Source organism: Accumulibacter sp., from assembly GCF_032229525.1.
Classification (GTDB): domain Bacteria; phylum Pseudomonadota; class Gammaproteobacteria; order Burkholderiales; family Rhodocyclaceae; genus Accumulibacter.
The window spans coordinates 1-19,058 of sequence record NZ_JAVTWB010000213.1; the positions used below are offsets into that span (position 1 = coordinate 1).

General features: G+C 64.3%; 19 protein-coding genes. 7 read left to right on the forward strand and 12 right to left on the reverse strand.

Annotation, left to right across the window (positions count from 1 at the left end; genetic code table 11):
* From RUW20_RS17250 to RUW20_RS17260, 3 genes are all read right to left on the reverse strand, one after another.
* Positions 1–280 (reverse strand): DUF2784 domain-containing protein (locus tag RUW20_RS17250; protein ID WP_313953460.1); only part of this gene is annotated, 280 nt, incomplete at its 3' end.
* A 21-nt stretch (positions 281–301) separates the two neighbouring features.
* Positions 302–577, reverse strand: coding sequence for a TfoX/Sxy family protein (locus RUW20_RS17255; protein WP_313953461.1), 276 nt, complete (start codon positions 575–577; stop codon positions 302–304).
* A 243-nt stretch (positions 578–820) separates the two neighbouring features.
* On the reverse strand, positions 821–2,227 hold the full coding sequence (locus RUW20_RS17260; protein WP_313953462.1) for a pyridoxal phosphate-dependent decarboxylase family protein: 1,407 nt from the start codon (positions 2,225–2,227) through the stop codon (positions 821–823).
* A 500-nt stretch (positions 2,228–2,727) separates the two neighbouring features.
* Between RUW20_RS17260 and RUW20_RS17265 the strand changes: the two genes are divergently transcribed.
* Positions 2,728–4,059, forward strand: a complete 1,332-nt coding sequence (locus tag RUW20_RS17265; protein ID WP_313953463.1) for a hypothetical protein — start codon at positions 2,728–2,730, stop codon at positions 4,057–4,059.
* A 60-nt stretch (positions 4,060–4,119) separates the two neighbouring features.
* Here the strand turns inward: RUW20_RS17265 and RUW20_RS17270 are convergent, their stop codons facing one another.
* Positions 4,120–4,335 (reverse strand): type II toxin-antitoxin system HicA family toxin, encoded by a 216-nt coding sequence (locus RUW20_RS17270; protein ID WP_313953464.1) that lies wholly within the window; start codon positions 4,333–4,335, stop codon positions 4,120–4,122.
* A complete protein-coding gene (locus RUW20_RS17275) occupies positions 4,328–4,534 on the reverse strand; it encodes a type II toxin-antitoxin system HicB family antitoxin (protein ID WP_313953465.1) in 207 nt (68 codons plus the stop codon). The genes RUW20_RS17270 and RUW20_RS17275 overlap by 8 nt, the downstream gene beginning before the upstream one ends.
* A 366-nt stretch (positions 4,535–4,900) precedes the next feature.
* On the opposite strand from RUW20_RS17275, the gene gpmI reads away from it, so the two are divergent.
* Complete coding sequence (gene gpmI / locus RUW20_RS17280; protein WP_313953466.1) at positions 4,901–6,541, forward strand: 2,3-bisphosphoglycerate-independent phosphoglycerate mutase; 1,641 nt, start codon at positions 4,901–4,903, stop codon at positions 6,539–6,541.
* 58 nt (positions 6,542–6,599) lie between these two features.
* Here the strand turns inward: gpmI and lysA are convergent, their stop codons facing one another.
* A complete protein-coding gene (gene lysA, locus RUW20_RS17285) occupies positions 6,600–7,880 on the reverse strand; it encodes a diaminopimelate decarboxylase (RefSeq protein ID WP_313953467.1) in 1,281 nt (426 codons plus the stop codon).
* Positions 7,877–8,053, reverse strand: coding sequence for an LPS translocon maturation chaperone LptM (gene lptM / locus RUW20_RS21755; RefSeq protein ID WP_409559383.1), 177 nt, complete (start codon positions 8,051–8,053; stop codon positions 7,877–7,879). The genes lysA and lptM overlap by 4 nt, the downstream gene beginning before the upstream one ends.
* Before the next feature lie 36 nt (positions 8,054–8,089).
* On the opposite strand from lptM, the gene cyaY reads away from it, so the two are divergent.
* Positions 8,090–8,407 carry an iron donor protein CyaY gene (gene cyaY / locus RUW20_RS17290; RefSeq protein ID WP_313953468.1) on the forward strand — a complete coding sequence of 106 codons (318 nt, stop codon included), beginning with the start codon at positions 8,090–8,092 and terminating at the stop codon, positions 8,405–8,407.
* A gap of 68 nt (positions 8,408–8,475) precedes the next feature.
* Here the strand turns inward: cyaY and RUW20_RS17295 are convergent, their stop codons facing one another.
* The 4 genes from RUW20_RS17295 to RUW20_RS17310 are packed head-to-tail and all read right to left on the reverse strand — an operon-like array spanning position 8,476 to position 12,310.
* The gene (locus tag RUW20_RS17295) at positions 8,476–9,885 is read right to left on the reverse strand and encodes a carbohydrate porin (protein WP_313953469.1); all 1,410 of its coding nucleotides are present in this window, start codon (positions 9,883–9,885) and stop codon (positions 8,476–8,478) included.
* 1 nt (position 9,886) lies between these two features.
* Entirely contained in the window at positions 9,887–10,150 is a 264-nt protein-coding gene (locus RUW20_RS17300; RefSeq protein ID WP_313953470.1) for a hypothetical protein, read from the reverse strand.
* Positions 10,143–12,023 (reverse strand): ferrous iron transporter B, encoded by a 1,881-nt coding sequence (locus RUW20_RS17305; RefSeq protein ID WP_313953471.1) that lies wholly within the window; start codon positions 12,021–12,023, stop codon positions 10,143–10,145. Before RUW20_RS17305 ends, RUW20_RS17300 begins: the two co-directional genes overlap by 8 nt.
* Positions 12,020–12,310, reverse strand: a complete 291-nt coding sequence (locus tag RUW20_RS17310) for a FeoA family protein (protein WP_313953472.1) — start codon at positions 12,308–12,310, stop codon at positions 12,020–12,022. Before RUW20_RS17310 ends, RUW20_RS17305 begins: the two co-directional genes overlap by 4 nt.
* A 353-nt stretch (positions 12,311–12,663) precedes the next feature.
* Between RUW20_RS17310 and RUW20_RS17315 the strand changes: the two genes are divergently transcribed.
* Genes RUW20_RS17315 through RUW20_RS17325 form a run of 3 tightly spaced genes read left to right on the forward strand, consistent with a single transcriptional unit; the run spans position 12,664 to position 15,016 of the window.
* Positions 12,664–14,037, forward strand: coding sequence for an ATP-binding protein (locus RUW20_RS17315; protein WP_313953473.1), 1,374 nt, complete (start codon positions 12,664–12,666; stop codon positions 14,035–14,037).
* Between the two features lie 5 nt (positions 14,038–14,042).
* Complete coding sequence (locus tag RUW20_RS17320; RefSeq protein ID WP_313953474.1) at positions 14,043–14,609, forward strand: response regulator transcription factor; 567 nt, start codon at positions 14,043–14,045, stop codon at positions 14,607–14,609.
* A gap of 2 nt (positions 14,610–14,611) precedes the next feature.
* Complete coding sequence (locus RUW20_RS17325; RefSeq protein ID WP_313953475.1) at positions 14,612–15,016, forward strand: RNA-binding S4 domain-containing protein; 405 nt, start codon at positions 14,612–14,614, stop codon at positions 15,014–15,016.
* Positions 15,017–15,038: 22 nt separating this feature from the next.
* Here the strand turns inward: RUW20_RS17325 and RUW20_RS17330 are convergent, their stop codons facing one another.
* Positions 15,039–15,959 (reverse strand): hypothetical protein, encoded by a 921-nt coding sequence (locus RUW20_RS17330; protein ID WP_313953476.1) that lies wholly within the window; start codon positions 15,957–15,959, stop codon positions 15,039–15,041.
* 403 nt (positions 15,960–16,362) lie between these two features.
* Here RUW20_RS17330 and RUW20_RS17335 point away from each other — a divergent pair, with 403 nt between their 5' ends.
* Positions 16,363–19,038 carry a cation-transporting P-type ATPase gene (locus RUW20_RS17335; protein ID WP_313953477.1) on the forward strand — a complete coding sequence of 892 codons (2,676 nt, stop codon included), beginning with the start codon at positions 16,363–16,365 and terminating at the stop codon, positions 19,036–19,038.
* The last annotated feature ends 20 nt before the right edge of the window (positions 19,039–19,058 follow it).

Consider the following 19,058-nt stretch of genomic DNA (forward strand, 5'->3'; position numbering starts at 1 on the left):
CGCGCGTAAGCTCGGCCGGGTAGATGATCGGCAGCAGGTAATGTTCGATGAAGCCGCCAGCGTAGCCGGCGTCACCGGCCGCCTGGCGCAAGCTGTTTTCCAGCGGTGTCAACGGACATAGCCAACCGCCCAGTTCGATCAAGGCGCCCCAGCAGGCAGCCGGGACGTGCGCCAAGGCGAGCCGCGGCCAGCGCAGGACGAGCAAGCCCCCGAGAATGACGAAGGTGATGAACAGCAGGTGCACAACGACGACCGCATCTGCCAGGAGTCGATAGCCCATGCGCGTGCTGGCGACCGTCTGTCAGCGAGCCGTACGCTGCTGGTCATCGAGCGCCAGCAGCAGGCTGGCGCGATGCTTCCGGGCCACCTCCTGCCACGGCAAACCAGTCAGCGCGCCTTCCAGGGCCCAGAGCAGATTCAGGCTCGCCTTGCCGCTGCAACCCTTCACCTTGAGGTAAGCCGCCACGGCGCCCATCTGGCGCAACTGCTCGACCGAGCCGATGCCGGCGAGGCCAAGCATTTCACTCGACTTCGGGCCGAGATTCGGCAGTCTGCTGATCGTATTGGTCTGGCTCATCGGCACACCCTGGTCGGCCGGCGGCGCTATCGCGTATCAGGAAGACGCCAGCGTCCGGTGCGATCCGGGCACAGGCGAAACGGGTAGTATCGGGGCGCGCGCAGCGCCGGTCAAATGCCACCGCGGGCTTCGACTACCTACCGCCGACGACAGCCGTCACATGGCCCGGGTGCGAAAGGAGCCATTGCGCCGGCTACTGTGAACGCATTGAATTGGCCTGCAAAGTTGGCAGCCGCGCAAGCCTCAGAGTGCGCTGGCGATCGCGGCAATGGCGCGCGCGATGTCCTGGGTGTCGGTCGCCCAGCTACAGACCGAGACCCGCATGCAGCGCCGCCCCCGCCAGGTGGTACACGCGAAGTGGGCCTCGCCCGAGGCGACGATGCGTGCGGTGACGGCTTCGGTGTGGCGATCGTGATCCTCTTCGGCCGCCCCGGGCGAGGGATCGGGAAAGCGCAGCAGGCCTTGATTGATATGCGGCACATGCAGCACTTCGACCCCCGGCAGTTCACCGGCGCCGGTGACCAGGGCGTAGGCATGCTCGCAGCACTCGGCAACCATCTGCGCGATCCCCTGGCGACCAAGGCTGGCGATCGCGGCGTAGGTGGCAAAGCCGCGGCCACGGCGAGAGTATTCCGGGTTCCAGTCGACCTGGTCGCGAGCCTCGGCCGAGTGGTCGAGGTAGGCGGCGTGGTGCGCCATGGCCCGGTAGTGCGCTTCGCGATTGGCGACGAAAGCGAAGCCGGAATCGTAGGGAACATTGAGCCACTTGTGACCATCGGTGGCCCACGAATCGGCGTTCTCGACGCCGTCGGTGAAGTGACAATACTCGGGACTGGCCGCCGCCCAGAGTCCGAAAGCGCCGTCGACGTGCACCCAGGCATTGAACTCGCGGGCGACGGGAATCACCTCGTCGTAGGGATCAAAGGAGCCGGTGTTCAGGTCGCCCGCCTGCAGGAGAACGATCTGGGCCGCGGCGGGATCGCTCGCCAGCGCTGCCCGCAAGGGCCCGGCACGCAATTGCCCGTTGGCATCGGTGGCGATGTCGATCAGGCAATCTCGCCCCAGGCCCAGGAGGCGCACGGCGCGCTCGATGGTGCCGTGTCGTTGATCACCGCCCAGGATGCGGATCGGCGGCGCGCCGATCAAACCCCGCTGCTCGACGTCCCAACCCTTGGCGGCAAGCACCGCGTTGCGGGCGGCAGCGAGGCAGGTCACGTGCGCCATCTGGCAGCCGGTGACCAGGGCAAAGCTGGCGGTGGGCGGCAGGCGCAGAAGATCGAGCAGCCAGCGACCACACACTTCCTCGACCACGGCGGCCGCCGGCGCAACGGCGAACATGCCGGCATTCTGGTCCCAGATGGAGGTGAGCCAATCCGCCGCCAGAGCAGCGGGCAGCTTGCCGCCGATCACCCAGGAGAAGAACCGCCCACCGCTGCTGTGAGTCAGGCCGCCCGCAACGTCGCGCACCAATTGATCGACGACGACGAGGGGATCGACCGGGCCGGCGGACAAAGGTTTGCCGAGACGCGCGCGCAGCTCTTCCAGGCTGGCAGTGGCCCCGACCGGCGCCTCGGGCAAGGCCTCCAGATAAGCCAAAGCGTGATCGAGCGTCTGCCTGAGCAGTGCCGGGCAAGTAAAGTCGGACTTCATGTGTACGTCTCCGAGGGAGGATCAGGGCCGCGCGTTCCATGGCCGCCCCGGGCAGGATGGCACGCCTGTCAGGCGAGGTCCATCCCCGCGTTGCGGCCGGAAGCCGCTGCCAGACAACCGGAGCCGCCTGTCGCCCTGTCGGCGGTCTTTCCGTAACGAAAGGATCCTGCCGATAAGCGAGCGCTGGTAGAGGTCTCGCGGTGATTGACATCTGTCCGTATCCGGCGGGGAAGGGTCAACAGGTAAACCCGCTCTTCGGTCAGAACCGACCTTGAATCTGTGGCTTGACCCAGTCAGCTTTGCTTTCCGTAACCGAACGTTGGTTACCTGGCCTACCTTAATGTTCCGTTTCGCGGTAGTGCTTTGCCGTCGCCCAAAATCATTCTGACGTCCATATGTGTTGGCTACGGAGACTTCTCAACACCATATAGGCTGACCAGCGGCATCCTCGGGTAGTCGTAGAATAGCGGCAGCAAGCACATCGCGGGATACACATCCAAATGCCGTTCAGCACGTCGATTCACGACTACGAGATTGACCAGCTGTTCCGACGATTCCGGCGCGTCATCGGGGACAGCAACTGGCGCCAGCGCGTCAAGAAGTTGGACGAGGAGATCCGGGGAAACAAATTCCTCCGCCATCACCACATCTTGGCAAATGACATTGCCTACCAACTCTGTCATTGCAGCGACTTGGAGCGGCAGTACGGAGCGTTGCCGATCGGCCAAGTGGACCTCTCTCCAGTCTATCCGGCGCTGGCATTCGCATCCCACTGCCTAAGCACGCTGAAGAGGATGGATGCTGCCAACCGCACGCGGGCAATCGGGCGCATCCAAGGCGCTTTTAGAAATCCTGAGGACATGCGTGCCCTGCAGCTCGAGTTCACGGTGGGTCTGCATTTCGCCAAGCGCGGCCACCGGCTAGCGTGGCCCGAACTGGAAACTGGCAGGGATACATACGATTTGCTGGTTGAGGATCTCGGGCCTACGGGCTTGGAGATCGAGTGCAAGGCTGTCTCGGAAGCAAAGGGTCGGCGGATCTCTGCCCGTCAAGCGCTTGAATTTTGGAACCTAATGCAACGAGATCTCATGGCCGCAACGCGTGAGCTGCACGGTGGCCTGTCGATCGTTATTACGTTTCCCGACAAGCTGCCGACCAGCTACGCTGAGCGGAAAGAGCTGGCCAAAGTCGTGGCCAGGGCGATCTTCTCCCGTCAAGGCCAGGTGTGCCGTCAGGCTGCCATTTCAATCCGCGATTTTGATGCCCAGCTGCTCAACGGCATCGACTGGAACAATACTGAATCGGGCACCCGAGAATTGATTGAGTCGATTACAGGTACCAAAAATCGTGAGGTAATGATTACGGGTCTGAAGGGCGGTGGTGCTGTCATCTGCGTTGTCCAGAGCAGCCAGGATGATTCCCTATTCGACGCCGTCCAGAAGACAGCCAAGAGGGCCGCTACGAGGCAATTGACGGGTACTCGCCCGGGGATGATTCTGTTGGAGTTCGGGGGAATGTCACCGGCGGGGATGGTGTCTCTTGCCGAGCACGACAACACCCTTGGCAGCGCCCCGACTTCACTGCGTCGCTGGGCCAGCGAGTTCTTGTCGAATTGCACGGACCGCGACCATATCGTCGGCATCGGTTTACTCAGCAGAGGTACTATGACTAGGCCGAGTTCTAACGGTGTCACTAGCAGCGGTTCCGCCTATGTGTTTCCAAGGCGAAATAGTAGCCAGTGGGACGATGCATTCAGTGGGCTGTTCAATCAAGAGACCGAGCCTACTGAACACGGTCCAGACAACTTGGGCTTGTCTCGACAAGAAACCTAGCTGTCGGGAGCCCGCCAGATCCGACGCTTAAACTTATGCCCGTCGGGTTGGGCACCACGGCTACAGGGCGTTGATGAACTCGTCGGCCGATATGTCGGCCTGGCGCAGAAGACCCGCCAAGGTGCCCACTTTGACTTCGCTATGCAGAGGGACAACGCAGCCCTGGGAGCCGCGACGCATGATGACGTGGCTGCCGGATTGGCGAGCCCTCTCGAAACCAAGGCGTTCAAGTGCGCGTATCACGGCAGCACCAGAAACGCGCGGCAGCTTAGGCATTCGCGGGAACGCTGAAGGTCGTTACCAGCGGATGTCCCGGAGCGCGAATTGGAAACTCGGACAAATAGAGTGCCGTTGCCTCCTGGAGATTGGCAACAGCCTCTTCAACAGTTTCGCCTTGCGTAGTTGTGCCAGTCTCTGGATTCAGTGCGACATAGCCGCCTTCTTCTGCGGGAGTAAGTACGGCGGTCAGTTCCATAGCGTGGCTCCAATGGAGAAAAGATGATTGTCGCTCATTCAGGGTAATGGTGCCCAACGAATGGCGTTTGTCGGCCGCCCCATAAGTGCCCAGCGACCAACTGCTCGTCGATGGGCAGCAAAAGCCGGGGCGCGGGCGGACATCAGATTCCCGCAGCCGGCAGCTTGATGATCGGTAAGCCGCCATTTGCCATGATCCCCGCAGAAGCCCCACCACTACCTCACGTGCAGCTGCAAGCATCGGTTTTGGCATGCAATTCCCCGCAGCTTCAGGCTGGTCGGGCTTGGGGTATACTGCCGTTGACGCCGCCGATTGGTCCTTCCTGGCGGCCTTCTTTGTGATCACTCCACTCCCCAGGAACCCATCATGTTGCAGAAATCTGCCTCTTTCCCTGGTATTCAGGGCCCTATCGTCACGATCGTCATGGACGGCTACGGCATCGCCAAATCCGATGTTGGCAGCGCCATCGCTGCCGCCAACAAGCCCACTCTCGACCGTCTTTTTGCCAATTACCCGAACATCACGCTGCGCGCGCATGGCGTCGCCGTCGGCATGCCTTCCGACGACGACATGGGCAACTCCGAAGTGGGCCACAACGCCATCGGTGCCGGCCAGGTCTATAGCCAGGGCGCATCGCTGGTTGCCGACGCCATCGCTGCCGGCTCGATCTGGCAAGGTGCGGCGTGGCAGGAAGTCGTCGCCGGCGCCAAGACCGGGCGAGGCGTTCTGCACTTTCTCGGCCTGTTCTCGGACGGTAACGTACATAGCCACATCGACCACCTGCGGGCGATGATCGCGCGTGCCAAGGAAGAAGGCGTCAAGGCGGTGCGTATCCACATCCTGCTCGACGGCCGCGACGTGCCCGAGACCAGCGCGCTCGACTACGTGTTGCCTTTCGAGACCTTTCTGGCCGAGGTCAGCGATGATGGCTTCGACGCACGCATCGCTTCGGGTGGCGGCCGCATGAACATCACCATGGATCGCTACGAGGCGAACTGGAAGATGGTCGAAAAAGGCTGGCAGACGCACGTTCTCGGCGAAGGTGAGCAATACGACAGCGCTTCTGCCGCCATCGAGGGACTGCGAGTGAAGCACCCGGGAACGATCGACCAGGACCTGCCGCCCTTCGTCATCGGGCACGCCGGCAAGCCCGTTGGCACCGTCGAAGACGGCGATGCGGTGGTCTTTTTCAACTTCCGCGGCGACCGCTCGATCGAAATCACGCGTGCCTTCGAAGAAGCGACGTTCGACAAATTCGATCGCGTGCGCGTGCCCAGCGTGACCTACGCCGGCATGCTGCAGTACGACGGCGACCTCAAGCTGCCGAAGCGCTTCCTGGTCGATCCGCCGGCGATTCTGGACACCATGGGTGAGTGGTTCGCCAAGGCCGGCATCACCCAGTTCGCCTGCTCGGAAACGCAGAAATTCGGCCATGTCACCTACTTCTGGAACGGCAACCGCTCGAACAAATTCGACGGCGAAACCTACCAGGAAGTGCTCAGCGATGTGGTGCCCTTCGAACAACGCCCGTGGATGAAAGCCGCCGAAATCGCCGACGCCATGATCGACGCGCTGAAAAGTGGCCAGTACAAAACCTTGCGCTGCAACTTTGCCAACGGCGACATGGTCGGCCACACCGGCAGTTTCCGTGCAGCAACGATGGCCATCGAGGCGGTTGACCTGGAACTGGCGCGCATCCTGCCGGTCATCGACGCGCTCGGTGGCGTCGCCTTGATCACCGCCGACCACGGCAACGCCGACGAGATGTACGAAATTGACAAGAAGACCAAGCAGCCGGCGAAGAACGCCGACGGGTCGTTCAAGGCGAAGACGGCGCACACCCTCAACCCGGTGCCGTTCATCCTCTACGACAACGTTTCGGGCGGCAAGCTGGGTCTGCAGGTGAGCGAGACCGCGGGTCTCTCGAACATTGCGGCGACGATCGCCAACCTGCTCGGCTTCGAGAAGCACGCCAAGTGGGACGACAGCCTGCTGCTCGTCAAGTAACGCCGGGCAGTCGCTTCAGGAACGCTCACACGGCCGCCGCAAGGCGGCCGTTTCTTCGTCAGGGCAGGCGCTGCTCCAGGGCAAGCAGTTCGTCGACGCTTTCGCGGCGGCGAACGAGATGCGCTTTCCCGCCATCGACCATCACTTCGGCAGCGCGCGGGCGGGTGTTGTAGTTCGAACTCATGACCATGCCGTAGGCGCCGGCGGAGAGGATCGCCAGCAGGTCGCCTTCGGCCAGCGTCAGTTCGCGGCCGTGACCGAGGAAGTCGCCTGACTCGCAGATCGGGCCGACGATTTCCCATTTGGCCGCAGTTCCCGCGTGGGCAGCGACCGGCACGATGTCGTGCCAGGAGCCATACAAGGCCGGGCGGGCGAGGTCGTTCATCGCTGCGTCGACGATGGCGAAATTCTTGACTTCGCCAGGCTTCAGATACTCGACGCGGGTGAGCAACACGCCGGCGTTGCCGACCAGGCGGCGGCCGGGTTCGAGCAGGATGCGCAGCGGCCGCCCCTGGAGTTTGGCGAGCAGCGGCTGCAGGTAGGCACGCACAGTGGTCGGCACGTCCTCCTCGCTATAGCGGATGCCGAGGCCGCCGCCGAGGTCGATGTGATGCAGCACGATGCCGTCGCTGGCGAGCTGGTCGACCAGCAGCAGCAGCTTGTCGAGCGCCTCGGCAAAGGGCGCCGCATCGAGCAGTTGCGAACCGATATGGCAGTCGATGCCGCTGACTTCGAGGTGAGCCAGGGCGGCGGCTTGGCGGTACAGCGCCCGCGCTTCATCGTAGGCGACGCCGAACTTGTTCTCCTTGAGGCCGGTGGAAATGTACGGATGCGTGCCGGCATCGACGTCGGGATTGACGCGCAGGCTGACCGGCGCGGTCTTGCCGAGCTTGCCGGCGACGGCGTTCAGGCGCTCGAGTTCGCGGGCGGATTCGACGTTGAAGCAGAGGATGCCGGTGTTCAGCGCCAGCTCCATCTCGGCGGAGGTCTTGCCGACACCGGAGAAAACGATCTTCCGGGGGTCGGCGCCGGCGGCCAGGGCGCGCTGGAGTTCACCTGCCGAGACAATGTCGAAGCCGGCGCCACGACGCGCCAGGACGTCGAGCACGGCGAGGTTGGAGTTGGCCTTGACGGCGTAGCAGACCAGCGCATCGAGCCCGGCCAGCTCGTTCTGGAACTCGTCGAGCGCGCTCTCGAGCGCCTGCCGTGAGTACACCCAGCACGGCGTGCCGAACTCGGTGGCGATGTCGTTCAGCGCCACCGCTTCAGCGTGCAGTACGCCGTTGCTGGTATGGAATGGGGTCAAGGGGGTCAAGGGGGTCACCGCGTCGGGCGTCATTTGGTCGGTTTCTCGGCGCTCTCGGGCGCCGTGCTAGAATCGCTCGCAGCCGCTTCCGGGCTGGGCAACGGCGCCATCGGCACCGGTTTCGGGGGCAGTGTCAGCGAGCCTCTGCTGCCGCAGGCAGCGACCGCGATGGTCGCCAGCAAAGCCAGCGCAAGATAGTGCCGCATAGGTCAAATCACCAAAACTGGAAATGTTAGCACAGGATGAATGACAGCGAATTCAACGCGCTCGCCGACGCAGCGCTACAGCAGATCGAGGCCGGGCTGGAACGCAGCGGCGCCGACCTGGACTTTGAAATGGTCGCCGGCAGCGTGCTCGAAATCGAGTTCGCCGACGGCGGCAAGATCATCGTCAACCGCCACGACGCCGCCAAGGAAGTCTGGGTGGCGGCCAAGTCGGGCGGTTTTCACTACCGCTGGGACGGCAACTGCTGGCAGGACACGCGTGGCGGCGAGGAGTTGATGACCGCCCTGTCGCGGCTGGTTTCGCAACAGGCCGGGGAAACCGTGTCGCTGCTCTGACCTCGGTTGGTCGTCGAGCGCTCGCCGTGCGCTCGCCGTGCGCTCGCCGGTGCAGCCGGCGAGGGCGATCAGAAGGCCACTTGCAGGCGTGCTCCGGCGACGGTGGCATCCGCTAGCGAAAGGCCCGGGTTGAGGATGCGCTGGATCAGCGGTTGGACGATTACGCCGCGGGCGAGCTGCGCCTGGTAGGTGACTTCGACGACGGTTTCCGCGCTCGCCGATAGCGGCGCGCCAAGATCGGACGCCAGCAGTTGACGACCTTGCGGGCCGACGTGCGCGCGCGTCGCGGCGATGCCGAAAACGTCGTCCTCGCGGCCGGCGAACACGCCCTGCCAGGCGATGCCGGCGCTGACCGAATAGTCGATGTTGTTGGTCTTGCCGTCGGTAAATCCATAGCGGACGAAGCCCGTCAGGTTGCGGCTGGAATCGGGCACCCGGTACAAGGTCTGCTCGCCAAGCACATAGGCGCCCCAGTGGGTGGCGTTTTTCGGATCACCGGCCGTATCGACGGCCACCAGTTCCGGGAACTGCGGCGTAAAGCGCCAGGCACCCAGGGCCAGCTTGCTGATCGGTTTGAAGCCATCGCCTTCCTTGCTGGCCGACGCGGTGTCGCCAAGCTTCAGGCCCAGCTCGGCTGGACTCAGGCCGACTTCGCCGATGAGCATGCTGCCGCTGCCCTGCTGCCAGCTGATGTTGGGACCGGCGGTGGCGGCGCGATCGCTGGACACGCCGCGGGTGACGGCGAGCATGGCATACCAGGCAGGATCGGGATCGACCCGCAAGCGGGCAGCCCAGGTACTGGTCGGGTAGATCGATGGCCCGGCCAGGGTGCCGAAATCGCCGGCCTCGGCGGACATCCCGAACGACGGATGCAGAAAGACTCCCGACGACGCGGTGACGTAGAACTCCGAGTCAATCGGGTAAAGGCCTGCGCGCAGGGAGGCCTTGTCGTCGAGGAAGGACTGCTGCAGCCAGGCCTGGAAGATGCCGCTGCGGTTGACCGGCGCCTCGATGTTGTCGACGCCCATCAGGCTACCGACGTAGTTGAGATTGACTCGGCCGCCGCTGTTGCTGATCAGCTGCAGGTAGGCCGATCCACCCTGCCAGCCGAGCAGTTTCTCGCCGTCGAGCTGCAGGATCAGGTCGGCGTGGCCCATCCAGGCGCCACCGTGTTTGAGACCGCCGCTGTTGTTGCGCAGGTAATCGGCGGTGTAGAGAAGCTCGACCTGCACGCCGGAATCAGCCAGCCGCTGCCGCGCGCCATTCCAGTCGCCGGTGAGGGTGCTTTTCTGCCAGTTCGGGGTGTCTTCGCGGGCGCTGGCGTCGCGCGCTGGTTCGCCCTCGGCCGCCAGCCGATTCGCCGATCCGGCATCTGGATCGCCCGCCTCTGCGGCAGTTGCGGGCAAGGTTTGCGCGAGGAGCGAGGTGAACAACACGGCACCGAGCACTTCCTTGAGTGGGTGGTCCTGATTGAACATGCTAAGAGTCTTTCCTGTTGAATGAGATCACCTGCTGCGGCGTCTGCTTGCTGGCGCAACCGCTGCAGCCACCGCAAGCACCTTTCGCTCGGGCTTCGAGGCGACGACGTGGGCCTTCGGCGTCAGGTTTCGAGAACCCAAGGAATTGGGCCAGCGTCACGCCGTACTCAGCCAGCGAGAAGCGGATTGTAGTGGGCAACAGTCGCCAGCTGGCATAAATGGTGGCGCAGGCTACCGCGGCGTAAGCGATCAGGTCTTCAAGCATGGCCGGCTCCGGTCAGGACCAAGGCCACCCGGTAGGTGATGAACGACGCGACGTAGGCCAGAGTAAACAGATAGCCGGCCATCAACAGTGGGTAGCGCCACGAGTTGGTCTCGCGCTTGACGGCGGCCAGCGTCGCCAGGCACTGTGGCGCGAAAACGAACCAGGCCAGCAAGGAAAACGCCGTCGGTAGCGACCAGCCCGCAGCCAACAGCGGGCCCAGCTGCCCGGCGACGTCCGCGCCGGTGGCCGACAGCGCATAGACCGTACCGAGTGCGCCGACGGCAACTTCACGCGCCGCCATGCCGGGGACCAGTGCGATCGAGATCTGCCAGTTGAAGCCGATCGGCGCGAAGACGACTTCGAGCGCATGGCCGAGCATGCCGGCGTAGCTGTACTCGATGGCCGGTCCGGTGGCGCCTTCGGGCGCGCCGGGAAAGGTCGACAGAAACCACAGCAGCACGGTCAACGCCAGGATGATGTTGCCGACGCGCAGCAGGAATATCTTCGCCCGCTCGAGCAAACCGAGCAGCAGGTTGCGGCCGTGCGGCAAACGGTACGACGGCAGTTCGAGCATCAGCGACTGCTGCAGGCCTTTGCCGACGGTTGCCTTGCGCAAGCCGGCGACGGCCATCGCACTGACCACTCCAGCGACGTAGAGGCTGAACAACACCAGGCCCTGCAGATTGAAGACACCAGCGACCGTTGTCTGCGGAATGAAGGCGCCGATGATCAGCGCATAGACCGGCAGGCGCGCCGAGCAGGTCATCAGCGGAGCGATCATGATCGTCACCAGGCGGTCACGCCAGTTGCTGATCGTGCGTGCGGCCATGATGCCCGGGATGGCGCAGGCAAAACTCGAGAGCAAAGGGATGAACGAACGTCCGGACAGGCCGACGGTGCCCATCAGGCGGTCGAGGAGGAAGGCCGCCCGCGGCAGGTAGCCGGAATCTTCGAGGGCCAGAATGAACAGGAAGAGAATCAGGATCTGCGGCAGGAAGACCAGCACGCCGCCTACCCCGGCGACAATGCCGTCGACCAGCAGGCTGCGCAGCAGGCTTTCGGGCATGTGCGTGGTGAGAAACGCTCCGAAGGCGCCGACGCTGGCGGTGATCATGTCCATCGGCAGACGGGCCCAGCTGAATACCGCCTGGAACATCAGGAAAAGGGTGGCGGCGAGAATCAGCAGACCCCACACCGGGTGCAGCACGACGCGATCGATGCGCTCGTCAAAACGCGTGTCGACTGCCGGCTCACGCACGCTGGCAGCGAGAATTCGACGTACCTCGCGCTGCGTGGCGGCGACCTCGGCGACGTCGGGCGCCAGCCAGGTGATGGCGGGCGGCAGCTTGGCGGGCGCGGCGGCTTCAAGCTGGGCCAGCAGTTCGCTGGCGCCGCCCCGTTTGACGGCGACGGTGTTCACCACCGGCATACCCAGCTCGCGCTGCAGGGCGGCGACATCGATTTGGATGCCACGTTTGATGGCCAGATCGGTCATGTTCAGCGCCAGCATCATCGGCAGCCCCAGGCGCTTCACTTCCAGTACCAGACGCAGGTTGAGCTTGAGGTTGGTGGCGTCACTGACGCAGACGATGACGTCGGGACGCTCTTCGCCGGCCAGCGTGCCGAGAACCACGTCACGCGTGATCGCCTCGTCGATACTGACGGCGTTGAGGCTGTAGGCCCCGGGCAGGTCGAGGACGCGGAATTGCCTGCCGGCCGGCGTCGTCAGCAGCCCCTCCTTGCGGTCGACCGTGACCCCCGGGTAGTTGGCCACCTTCTGCCGGCTACCGGTAAGCAGATTGAACAAGGCCGTTTTGCCACAGTTCGGGTTACCCAGCAGGACCAGGCTCATTGCTTCGCTCGCGGCGCTCATGACTTCGTTCTCTCGTTACGCAGCGGAGCGACCAGCACCCGCTCGGCTTCGAAGCGGCGCAGGGCGAAAATCGTGCCGCCGACACGCACCGCAATCGGTTCGCCACCGGGAAATCCGCGCGCCACGACGCGCACCCGCTCACCGTCGACAAAGCCGATCTCGAACAGTCGCAGCGCCAGTTCACGGTCGCTACCTTCGTCACTGGCGGCAAGGCCGCCGCTGCTTACCGTGCCTTCATGACCTCGGGGAAGGTCGAACAGCGAAATCAATTCCAATGGATTGTTCATACGAACTGCCACCTTCCTGCAAGTGCATGCGCACAGATGCCAAAACGCCCAAAAAAAGACAGAGCAGGCTTGTCTTGCGAAGCCCCGGCGCTGTCAGCACAGTGCACGAGAGAGATGGTTTCGAATGTGCACACGCACAATATACATGCGAATCATTCGCAATACCATAGCCTGGCGTGGTTATTTTCAGAAAATTCACAATCAGCGCAGCAGAACGAAGCCACGCACTGCCGGCAGCGTTCACGCTTCGATCGCATCGACGCCCCTGCGCCAGATTGCCGCAGCCTCGCTCATGGCTTCGGGCGAAGCGTAAAATCAAGGCTTCCAACCGCCGCAAAGCACTGTATCGACCAATGCCTCGAGCTGCTCAGAATCAGCCGCCAGCTTTCCTGCCGGAGGCTGCTAACCCGCTGACACGCCTGGTCGCACTGCGCCGAATTGAAGTGTTGACGCAGGCCATGGTCCTGATCCTGTCGGTAGCGTGGCTGCAAATCCCGCTCGAGGTGGTGCCGATGGCGACGATCATCGCGCTGCTCGCGGCCATCAACCTGTTCACCCAATGGCGGCTGGACCGGGGCGAGCCGGTCAGCGAACGCGAAGTGTTCGCTCACCTGTTGATCGACGTCGGCGCCCTCGGCGCACTGCTCTACTTTGCCGGCGGCTCGGCAAACCCCTTCGTTTCCCTGTTCCTGCTGCCGCCAACACTGGCGGCGGCGATGCTGCCGGCCAGACAAGCCTGGGCGATGGCGGGGATCACCCTGGCCGCCTACACTTTCCTGATTTTCTGGAAACTGCCGCTACCACCGCCGCAAGGCGATCTCGCCCAATTCGACGTGCTGCTCGCGCGCGCCACCGGCGGCGCCACCGAACACGCCATCCACAGCAGCGGCTTCGCCCTGCACGTGCTCGGCATGTGGTTGAACTTCGTCATCAGCGTCGGCGTCGTCGCCTTCTTCCTGACCCGTATGGCCGCCGCGCTCAAGGACCGCGAACGCGAACTCGCTGCAGCCCGGGAAGCCGTCCTGCGCGACGAGCAGATCCTATCCCTGGGCACCCTGGCTGCCGGGGCTGCACACCAGCTGGGCACACCGCTGGCGACGATGGCGGTGGTGATTCGCGAACTCGAGCTGAACCATGGCGGCAACGCCGAACTGAAGGAAGACCTGCTGTTGCTGCGCGAGCAGGTCGATCGCTGCAAGCAGACGATTTCGCAGATCCTCGCCTCGGCCGGCCAGAACCGCGATGGGAGTCCGCCGTCGATGGCGCTCGACGCCTACCTGCACCACCTGCTCGACGATTGGCAAGTGATCCGCCCGCACGCGCTGCTCGACGTAACGCTGGAGGGCGAGCAACCGGCGCCGCTGATCGCCGCCGACCGGACTCTCGAACAGGCGATTCTCAACCTGCTCGACAATGCCGCCGACGCCAACGCGGCCAGTGCGGAAGCGCTACGCTTTGCCGCCTCCTGGGATAGCGAGAGCTGCCGCGTCGAGATCTTCGACCGTGGCCCGGGGCTGAAAGCCGAAGCGAGACAGCGCCTTGGCGAAGCGTTTTTCACCACCAAGGCCACCGGCCGCGAGCGCACTGGCGGCCTTGGCATCGGCCTCTTTCTGAGCAACGCCACACTCGAACGCTTTGGTGGCCAGGTCGAGCTCTTCAACCGCAATGACCCGCAGGGCGGCACCTGCACTCGCGTCACCCTGCCGCTGGCCCGACTGAAAGCCTGATACCGATGCTCAAGCACACACCGAACCTCGCCGACGACGAACGATCGACACTGCTGCTGGTCGACGATGACGACGTTTTCCGCCGCGTTCTCGCGCGCGCCCTTGACCGCCGCGGTTACGCAGTCAGCGTCGCCGCCAGCGTCGATGCTGCGCTGCTCCAGGCGCAGGCACAGTCGCCCGAGTATGCCGTCGTCGATCTCAAGATGCCCGGCGAATCGGGACTGGTCCTGATCGAAAAACTGATCGAGCTGGATCCCAACACCCGTGTCGTGATGCTCACCGGCTATGCCAGCATCGCCACCGCGATCGAGGCGATCAAACTCGGTGCGATTCACTACCTCGCCAAACCCTGCGATGCCGATGAAGTCGTCGCCGCCCTCAACAAGACCGGCGAGGGTGACTCGGCGATACCGGTTGCCGGCTCGCCCCTGTCGGTCGAGCGGTTGGAGTGGGAACATATTCAGCGCGTCCTGGCCGATCATCAGGGGAACATCTCCGCCACCGCGCGCGCCCTGAAAATGCACCGGCGCACGCTGCAGCGCAAGCTCGGCAAACGTCCAGCGAGGGAATAAACATGCCCGACAACGAACTGGTGGCACTGGGGAGCATGCGTATCGACAAGTGGCTATGGGTGGCACGTTTCTACAAGACGCGCTCGCTGGCCGCACAGGCGATCGCTGCCGGCCACGTCAGGCTCGACGGCCACACGGTCAAGGCCGCCCGCGACCTGCGCTGTGGCGACAGCCTGGCGATCTCGCTCGGCGATGCCGTCTGGACGGTGACCGTGCGCGGCTTCAACGCACAACGCCGGCCGGCAGTAGAAGCGCAACAACTCTACGCGGAGAGCGTTGACAGCCGCGAGCGCCGCGCCGCGCAGCAGGAAGCGCGGCGACTGGCACCGGTACCCGGCAGCGAACTGCGCGGCCGACCCACCAAGAAGGCGCGACGATTGATCAAGGGTTTCAATGACGCTTTCTGAACCGGCAGCCAGCAGCCGGCGCCTACGGCTGCTGGGGCTCGGCGGCCGACCGCACGCGCTTGATCCTGATCCGGTGGCGGGTGCGCTTCACCGTCGGCTGTGCCTGCTTGCTGTGCGAGCGATGCCGATGCCGGTGTGACCCATGTCGATTCCGGAAGCGGGCGATCAGGAGGGCGACCTGGCCGAGCAGCAGTAGAAAGATGACCAGCCAGGTCAACGGATATTGGAGGACCTCAAAGACCAGGTCAAAGAACTCCTGCAGGGGGCTCTTGCCCCTGCCCGCAAGCCCCTGCTGCGAACCGCTGGAATCCAGGGCGGCAATTCGCCGCTCAAGCGGGGTGGGAGATTGCCGGGCAACGACCACCGACGCACCGCCATGACCGAAAGACACCGCGCTTTCCTCCGCGGTGATGTGGAAGCCTTCGATGCCGGCCATGGAGAAGGTGACCCGACCCTGCTCGTCCACCCGCGCGTCGAGTGCCTGCGTGACCACCCCGGCCAGTGACTCCTCAAGCTTCAGAAGGGCCGCCGACAGATCCTCGCCGCTCTGCGCTCCAGCCGGCTGATCGACGACCTGCCCGGGCTGCGGCGGCGACCATGCCGCGTTGCGCCGCGCATTGACGTTGACCACGGCACGCAGCGCCCTGGCCAAAGGACTGGGCTCCCCGGCACCGGCAAAAGCGCCGCTGCTATCAGCATCCGGCTGCGCGTCTACCAACAGGGCAGCAGGCGCGTCCCTTTGCTCGCGCAGCAAAGCGTCGGCGAAGCCAACCCCCTTGGCGTCGTTCGCGGCCGGCTCGCCGAGCACGCCGCGTTCCTCGCCGGCGTCGGCGTGCTTCGTCCCATCGCTGTAGTCAACCGGGTGTGCCGCAACGTTGGCCGCAAACAGGAGCGCTTGCGACCAACACGCCACAGCACCCCATGGCTTGAAATGTGAAATCATGCTACCGATCCGAAAGCTTCAGGCACGGTTAAGCAAGAACTAGACCTTCTCGAACACCAAACGCTAAATCAATTGCTTATCTTGCGCAAGCGATTCGCAGCCTGGCGATTGTAAAGTTTCCCGACACCCTGGGGAACGATCAGCATAACCCGCCCAGGCACCGAGGTGCTCTCCGCCGCCGGCCCTCCGCACACCTCCACCCCGCCGCAAGCTGGGCCTACGAAGGCCGGGCGCCAGCTGCCCTATAATGAAACCGGTCAACGAATTGGCCTTTCAGGGACGGGATGATGGGCAACAACTTGCGATCGACAAACAACCCCTGGCGATTGATGCCGGCAGGGACATCCGGCTTGGTGACGGCCACTGCTAACGCCGGGCTGGTGTATTTCGACCGGGCGGCACGATGACCGAACCCGCCCAGGACGATCGGGTCGCCTGGCATTTCATTTCCGCTGACGAGGCAGCGAGCCGCCTGCAAGCCAGCTACGACGACGGGCTCGCCGAGGCGGAGGTGGTCAGCCGCCGTGCTGTACACGGCGAGAACCGGATGACCCCGAAAGCGGGTAAAGGGCCCTTGCTGCGCTTCGCCCTGCAGTTCGTCCAGCCGCTGGTTCTGGTCCTGCTGGTAGCCGGCGTGGTGACCGCCTTTCTCGGCGAATGGGTCGATTCCGGGGTGATCTTTGGCGTCACCCTGATCAACGCGGTGATCGGCTTCATCCAGGAAGGCCGTGCCGAAGATGCGCTGGCGGCGCTGGCGCGTTCGGTGAGCAGCGAAGTGACCGTCCTGCGCGGCGGTTGCAAGCAGCGCCAGCCATCGACCGCATTGGTGCCTGGCGACGTCGTGCTGCTGGCGGCCGGTGACAAGGTGCCGGCCGACCTGCGCCTGTTCCGCGCCAAGGACCTGCAAGCCATTGAATCGGCGCTGACCGGCGAGTCATCGGCAGTGGCCAAGCACGGCGACGCGCTGCCGGAAGAAACCGTGCTTGCCGACCGCGGCAACATGGCTTACGCGGGTACGGTAATGATCACCGGTCGTGGCGCCGGGGTCGTGGTAGCCACCGGCGATCGCACGGAAACCGGCCGCATTTCGCGACTGATCGCCGAGGCGCCGGACCTGACGACGCCGCTGACACGCAAGATGGCGGTATTCAGCAACTGGCTGCTGATCGCCATCGGCCTGCTGGCCGTACTCACCTTTGCCGTCGGCATGTCCCGCGGGTCATCGGCTTTCGAGATGTTCATGGCGGCGGTGGCTCTGGCCGTCGGCGCAATCCCCGAGGGGCTGCCGGCGGCCATGACCATCACCCTGGCCATCGGCGTTTCGCGGATGGCCAGGCGACGCGCGATCATCCGCAAGTTGCCGGCCGTCGAAACGCTGGGCAGCACGACGGTCATCTGTTCCGACAAGACCGGCACGCTGACCGAGAACCAGATGACGGTCCGCGAACTGTACGCCGGCGGGGTGAAAACGACGGTCAGCGGTAGCGGCTATTCGCCAGACGGCAAGGTCGGCGAAGGCGAAGCGGTCGTCGGCGCCTTGCGTGAGTGCCTGCTGGCCGGGGTGCTGTGCAACGACGCCGGGCTGACCAGCGACGACGGCCACTGGGCGATTGTCGGAGACCCGACCGAAGGCGCCCTGCTGGTCGCCGCACGCAAGGCCGGGCTCGACGAAACCGCCTTGCTCAAACAGTACACGCGGCTCGATGAAATCCCTTTCGATTCCGCGCGCCAGTACATGGCGACCTCGCACCAGATCGAGGGAGTGCACCTGGCCTATTTCAAGGGGGCGCTCGAACAGTTGCTGCCACGCTCGGTGAGCATGCTGGCTGCCGATGGTCAGCCCAGCGAACTGCGCAAGGACGAAATCGAGAACGCCGCCCGCAACCTGGCTGCCGAAGGCATGCGCGTCCTGGCGGTGGCGCGCCTCGTCGCTAGCGCGGCGATGGCACTCGACGAGAGCACGGCCGATGCCGGTCTGGAATTCGTCGGCCTGATCGGCATGATCGACCCGCCACGCCCGAAAGCGATGGCCGCGGTCAACACCTGCCACGCCGCCGGCATCGCGGTGAAGATGATCACCGGCGACCACGCCGTCACGGCGTTGTCGATTGCCCGCCAACTCGACATCGCCAAGGAAGGAGAGACGGCGCTCACCGGGGTCGATCTCGCGGCACTCGACGACCAGGGCTTGTGCCGGGTAGTCAAGGAAGTCAACGTCTTTGCCCGCGTCGAGCCGGAGCAGAAGCTGCGCTTGGTGCGTGCGCTGCAAACCAACGGCGAAGTGGTAGCGATGACCGGGGACGGGGTCAACGACGCGCCGGCACTGAAGCAGGCAGATATCGGCATCGCCATGGGCCTGGCTGGCACCGAAGTGGCCAAGGACGCCGCCGACATGGTGCTCACCGACGATGACTTCGCGGCCATCGAGGCGGCAGTCGAAGAGGGGCGCGGCGTTTACGACAACCTGGTGAAGTTCATTACCTGGACGCTGCCCACCAACTTCGGCGAGGGCCTGGTCATCCTGGCGGCTGTGCTCGCCGGCGCAACACTGCCGATCACCCCGCTGCAAATTCTCTGGATCAACATGACCACCGCCGTCTTCCTCGGCCTGATGCTGGCCTTCGAGCCGATCGAGGAGAATGTCATGACTCGCGCACCGCGCCGGCCGGGTACGCCAATACTCGACGCCGCGCTGGTCTGGCGCATCGTGCTGGTCAGTCTGCTGTTGCTGGCGGGCTCCTTCGGACTCTTCCTGCGCGAACTGGCCCTAGGGCAATCGCTGCCCGAAGCGCGCACCGTCGCCCTCAACGTCTTCGTCGTCGTCGAGGCGATGTATCTGTTCAATTGCCGCTCGCTGACCCGCTCGGCGCTGCGCGTCGGCCTGTTCTCCAATCCAGCGATCTGGTACGGCGTTCTGATCATGGCCGTCTTGCAAGCGCTGTTGACCTACCTGCCGCTGCTCAACCGACTGTTCGCCACGGCGCCGATCGGCGTACGCCAGTGGCTGGAGATTTCCGCCGTCGGCCTGCTCGCCTATATCGTCGTCGGCATCGAGAAACGGCTGCGCGAGCGGCGATGACCCCCGGAGACCACCCTCAG

Bases quoted from the DNA above. Each gene is read 5' to 3' on its own strand.
- RUW20_RS17320 (WP_313953474.1), top strand. From the start codon at position 14,043: ATGCTCAAGCACACACCGAACCTCGCCGACGACGAACGATCGACACTG.
- lysA (WP_313953467.1), bottom strand. From the start codon at position 7,880: ATGACGCCCGACGCGGTGACCCCCTTGACCCCCTTGACCCCATTCCAT.
- RUW20_RS17305 (WP_313953471.1), bottom strand. From the start codon at position 12,023: ATGAGCGCCGCGAGCGAAGCAATGAGCCTGGTCCTGCTGGGTAACCCG.
- RUW20_RS17270 (WP_313953464.1), bottom strand. From the start codon at position 4,335: ATGCCTAAGCTGCCGCGCGTTTCTGGTGCTGCCGTGATACGCGCACTT.
- RUW20_RS17295 (WP_313953469.1), bottom strand. From the start codon at position 9,885: ATGTTCAATCAGGACCACCCACTCAAGGAAGTGCTCGGTGCCGTGTTG.
- RUW20_RS17275 (WP_313953465.1), bottom strand. From the start codon at position 4,534: ATGGAACTGACCGCCGTACTTACTCCCGCAGAAGAAGGCGGCTATGTC.
- RUW20_RS17335 (WP_313953477.1), top strand. From the start codon at position 16,363: ATGACCGAACCCGCCCAGGACGATCGGGTCGCCTGGCATTTCATTTCC.
- RUW20_RS17300 (WP_313953470.1), bottom strand. From the start codon at position 10,150: ATGCTTGAAGACCTGATCGCTTACGCCGCGGTAGCCTGCGCCACCATT.
- RUW20_RS17260 (WP_313953462.1), bottom strand. From the start codon at position 2,227: ATGAAGTCCGACTTTACTTGCCCGGCACTGCTCAGGCAGACGCTCGAT.
- gpmI (WP_313953466.1), top strand. From the start codon at position 4,901: ATGTTGCAGAAATCTGCCTCTTTCCCTGGTATTCAGGGCCCTATCGTC.
- lptM (WP_409559383.1), bottom strand. From the start codon at position 8,053: ATGCGGCACTATCTTGCGCTGGCTTTGCTGGCGACCATCGCGGTCGCT.
- cyaY (WP_313953468.1), top strand. From the start codon at position 8,090: ATGAATGACAGCGAATTCAACGCGCTCGCCGACGCAGCGCTACAGCAG.
- RUW20_RS17310 (WP_313953472.1), bottom strand. From the start codon at position 12,310: ATGAACAATCCATTGGAATTGATTTCGCTGTTCGACCTTCCCCGAGGT.
- RUW20_RS17255 (WP_313953461.1), bottom strand. From the start codon at position 577: ATGAGCCAGACCAATACGATCAGCAGACTGCCGAATCTCGGCCCGAAG.
- RUW20_RS17265 (WP_313953463.1), top strand. From the start codon at position 2,728: ATGCCGTTCAGCACGTCGATTCACGACTACGAGATTGACCAGCTGTTC.
- RUW20_RS17315 (WP_313953473.1), top strand. From the start codon at position 12,664: ATGCCTCGAGCTGCTCAGAATCAGCCGCCAGCTTTCCTGCCGGAGGCT.
- RUW20_RS17325 (WP_313953475.1), top strand. From the start codon at position 14,612: ATGCCCGACAACGAACTGGTGGCACTGGGGAGCATGCGTATCGACAAG.
- RUW20_RS17330 (WP_313953476.1), bottom strand. From the start codon at position 15,959: ATGATTTCACATTTCAAGCCATGGGGTGCTGTGGCGTGTTGGTCGCAA.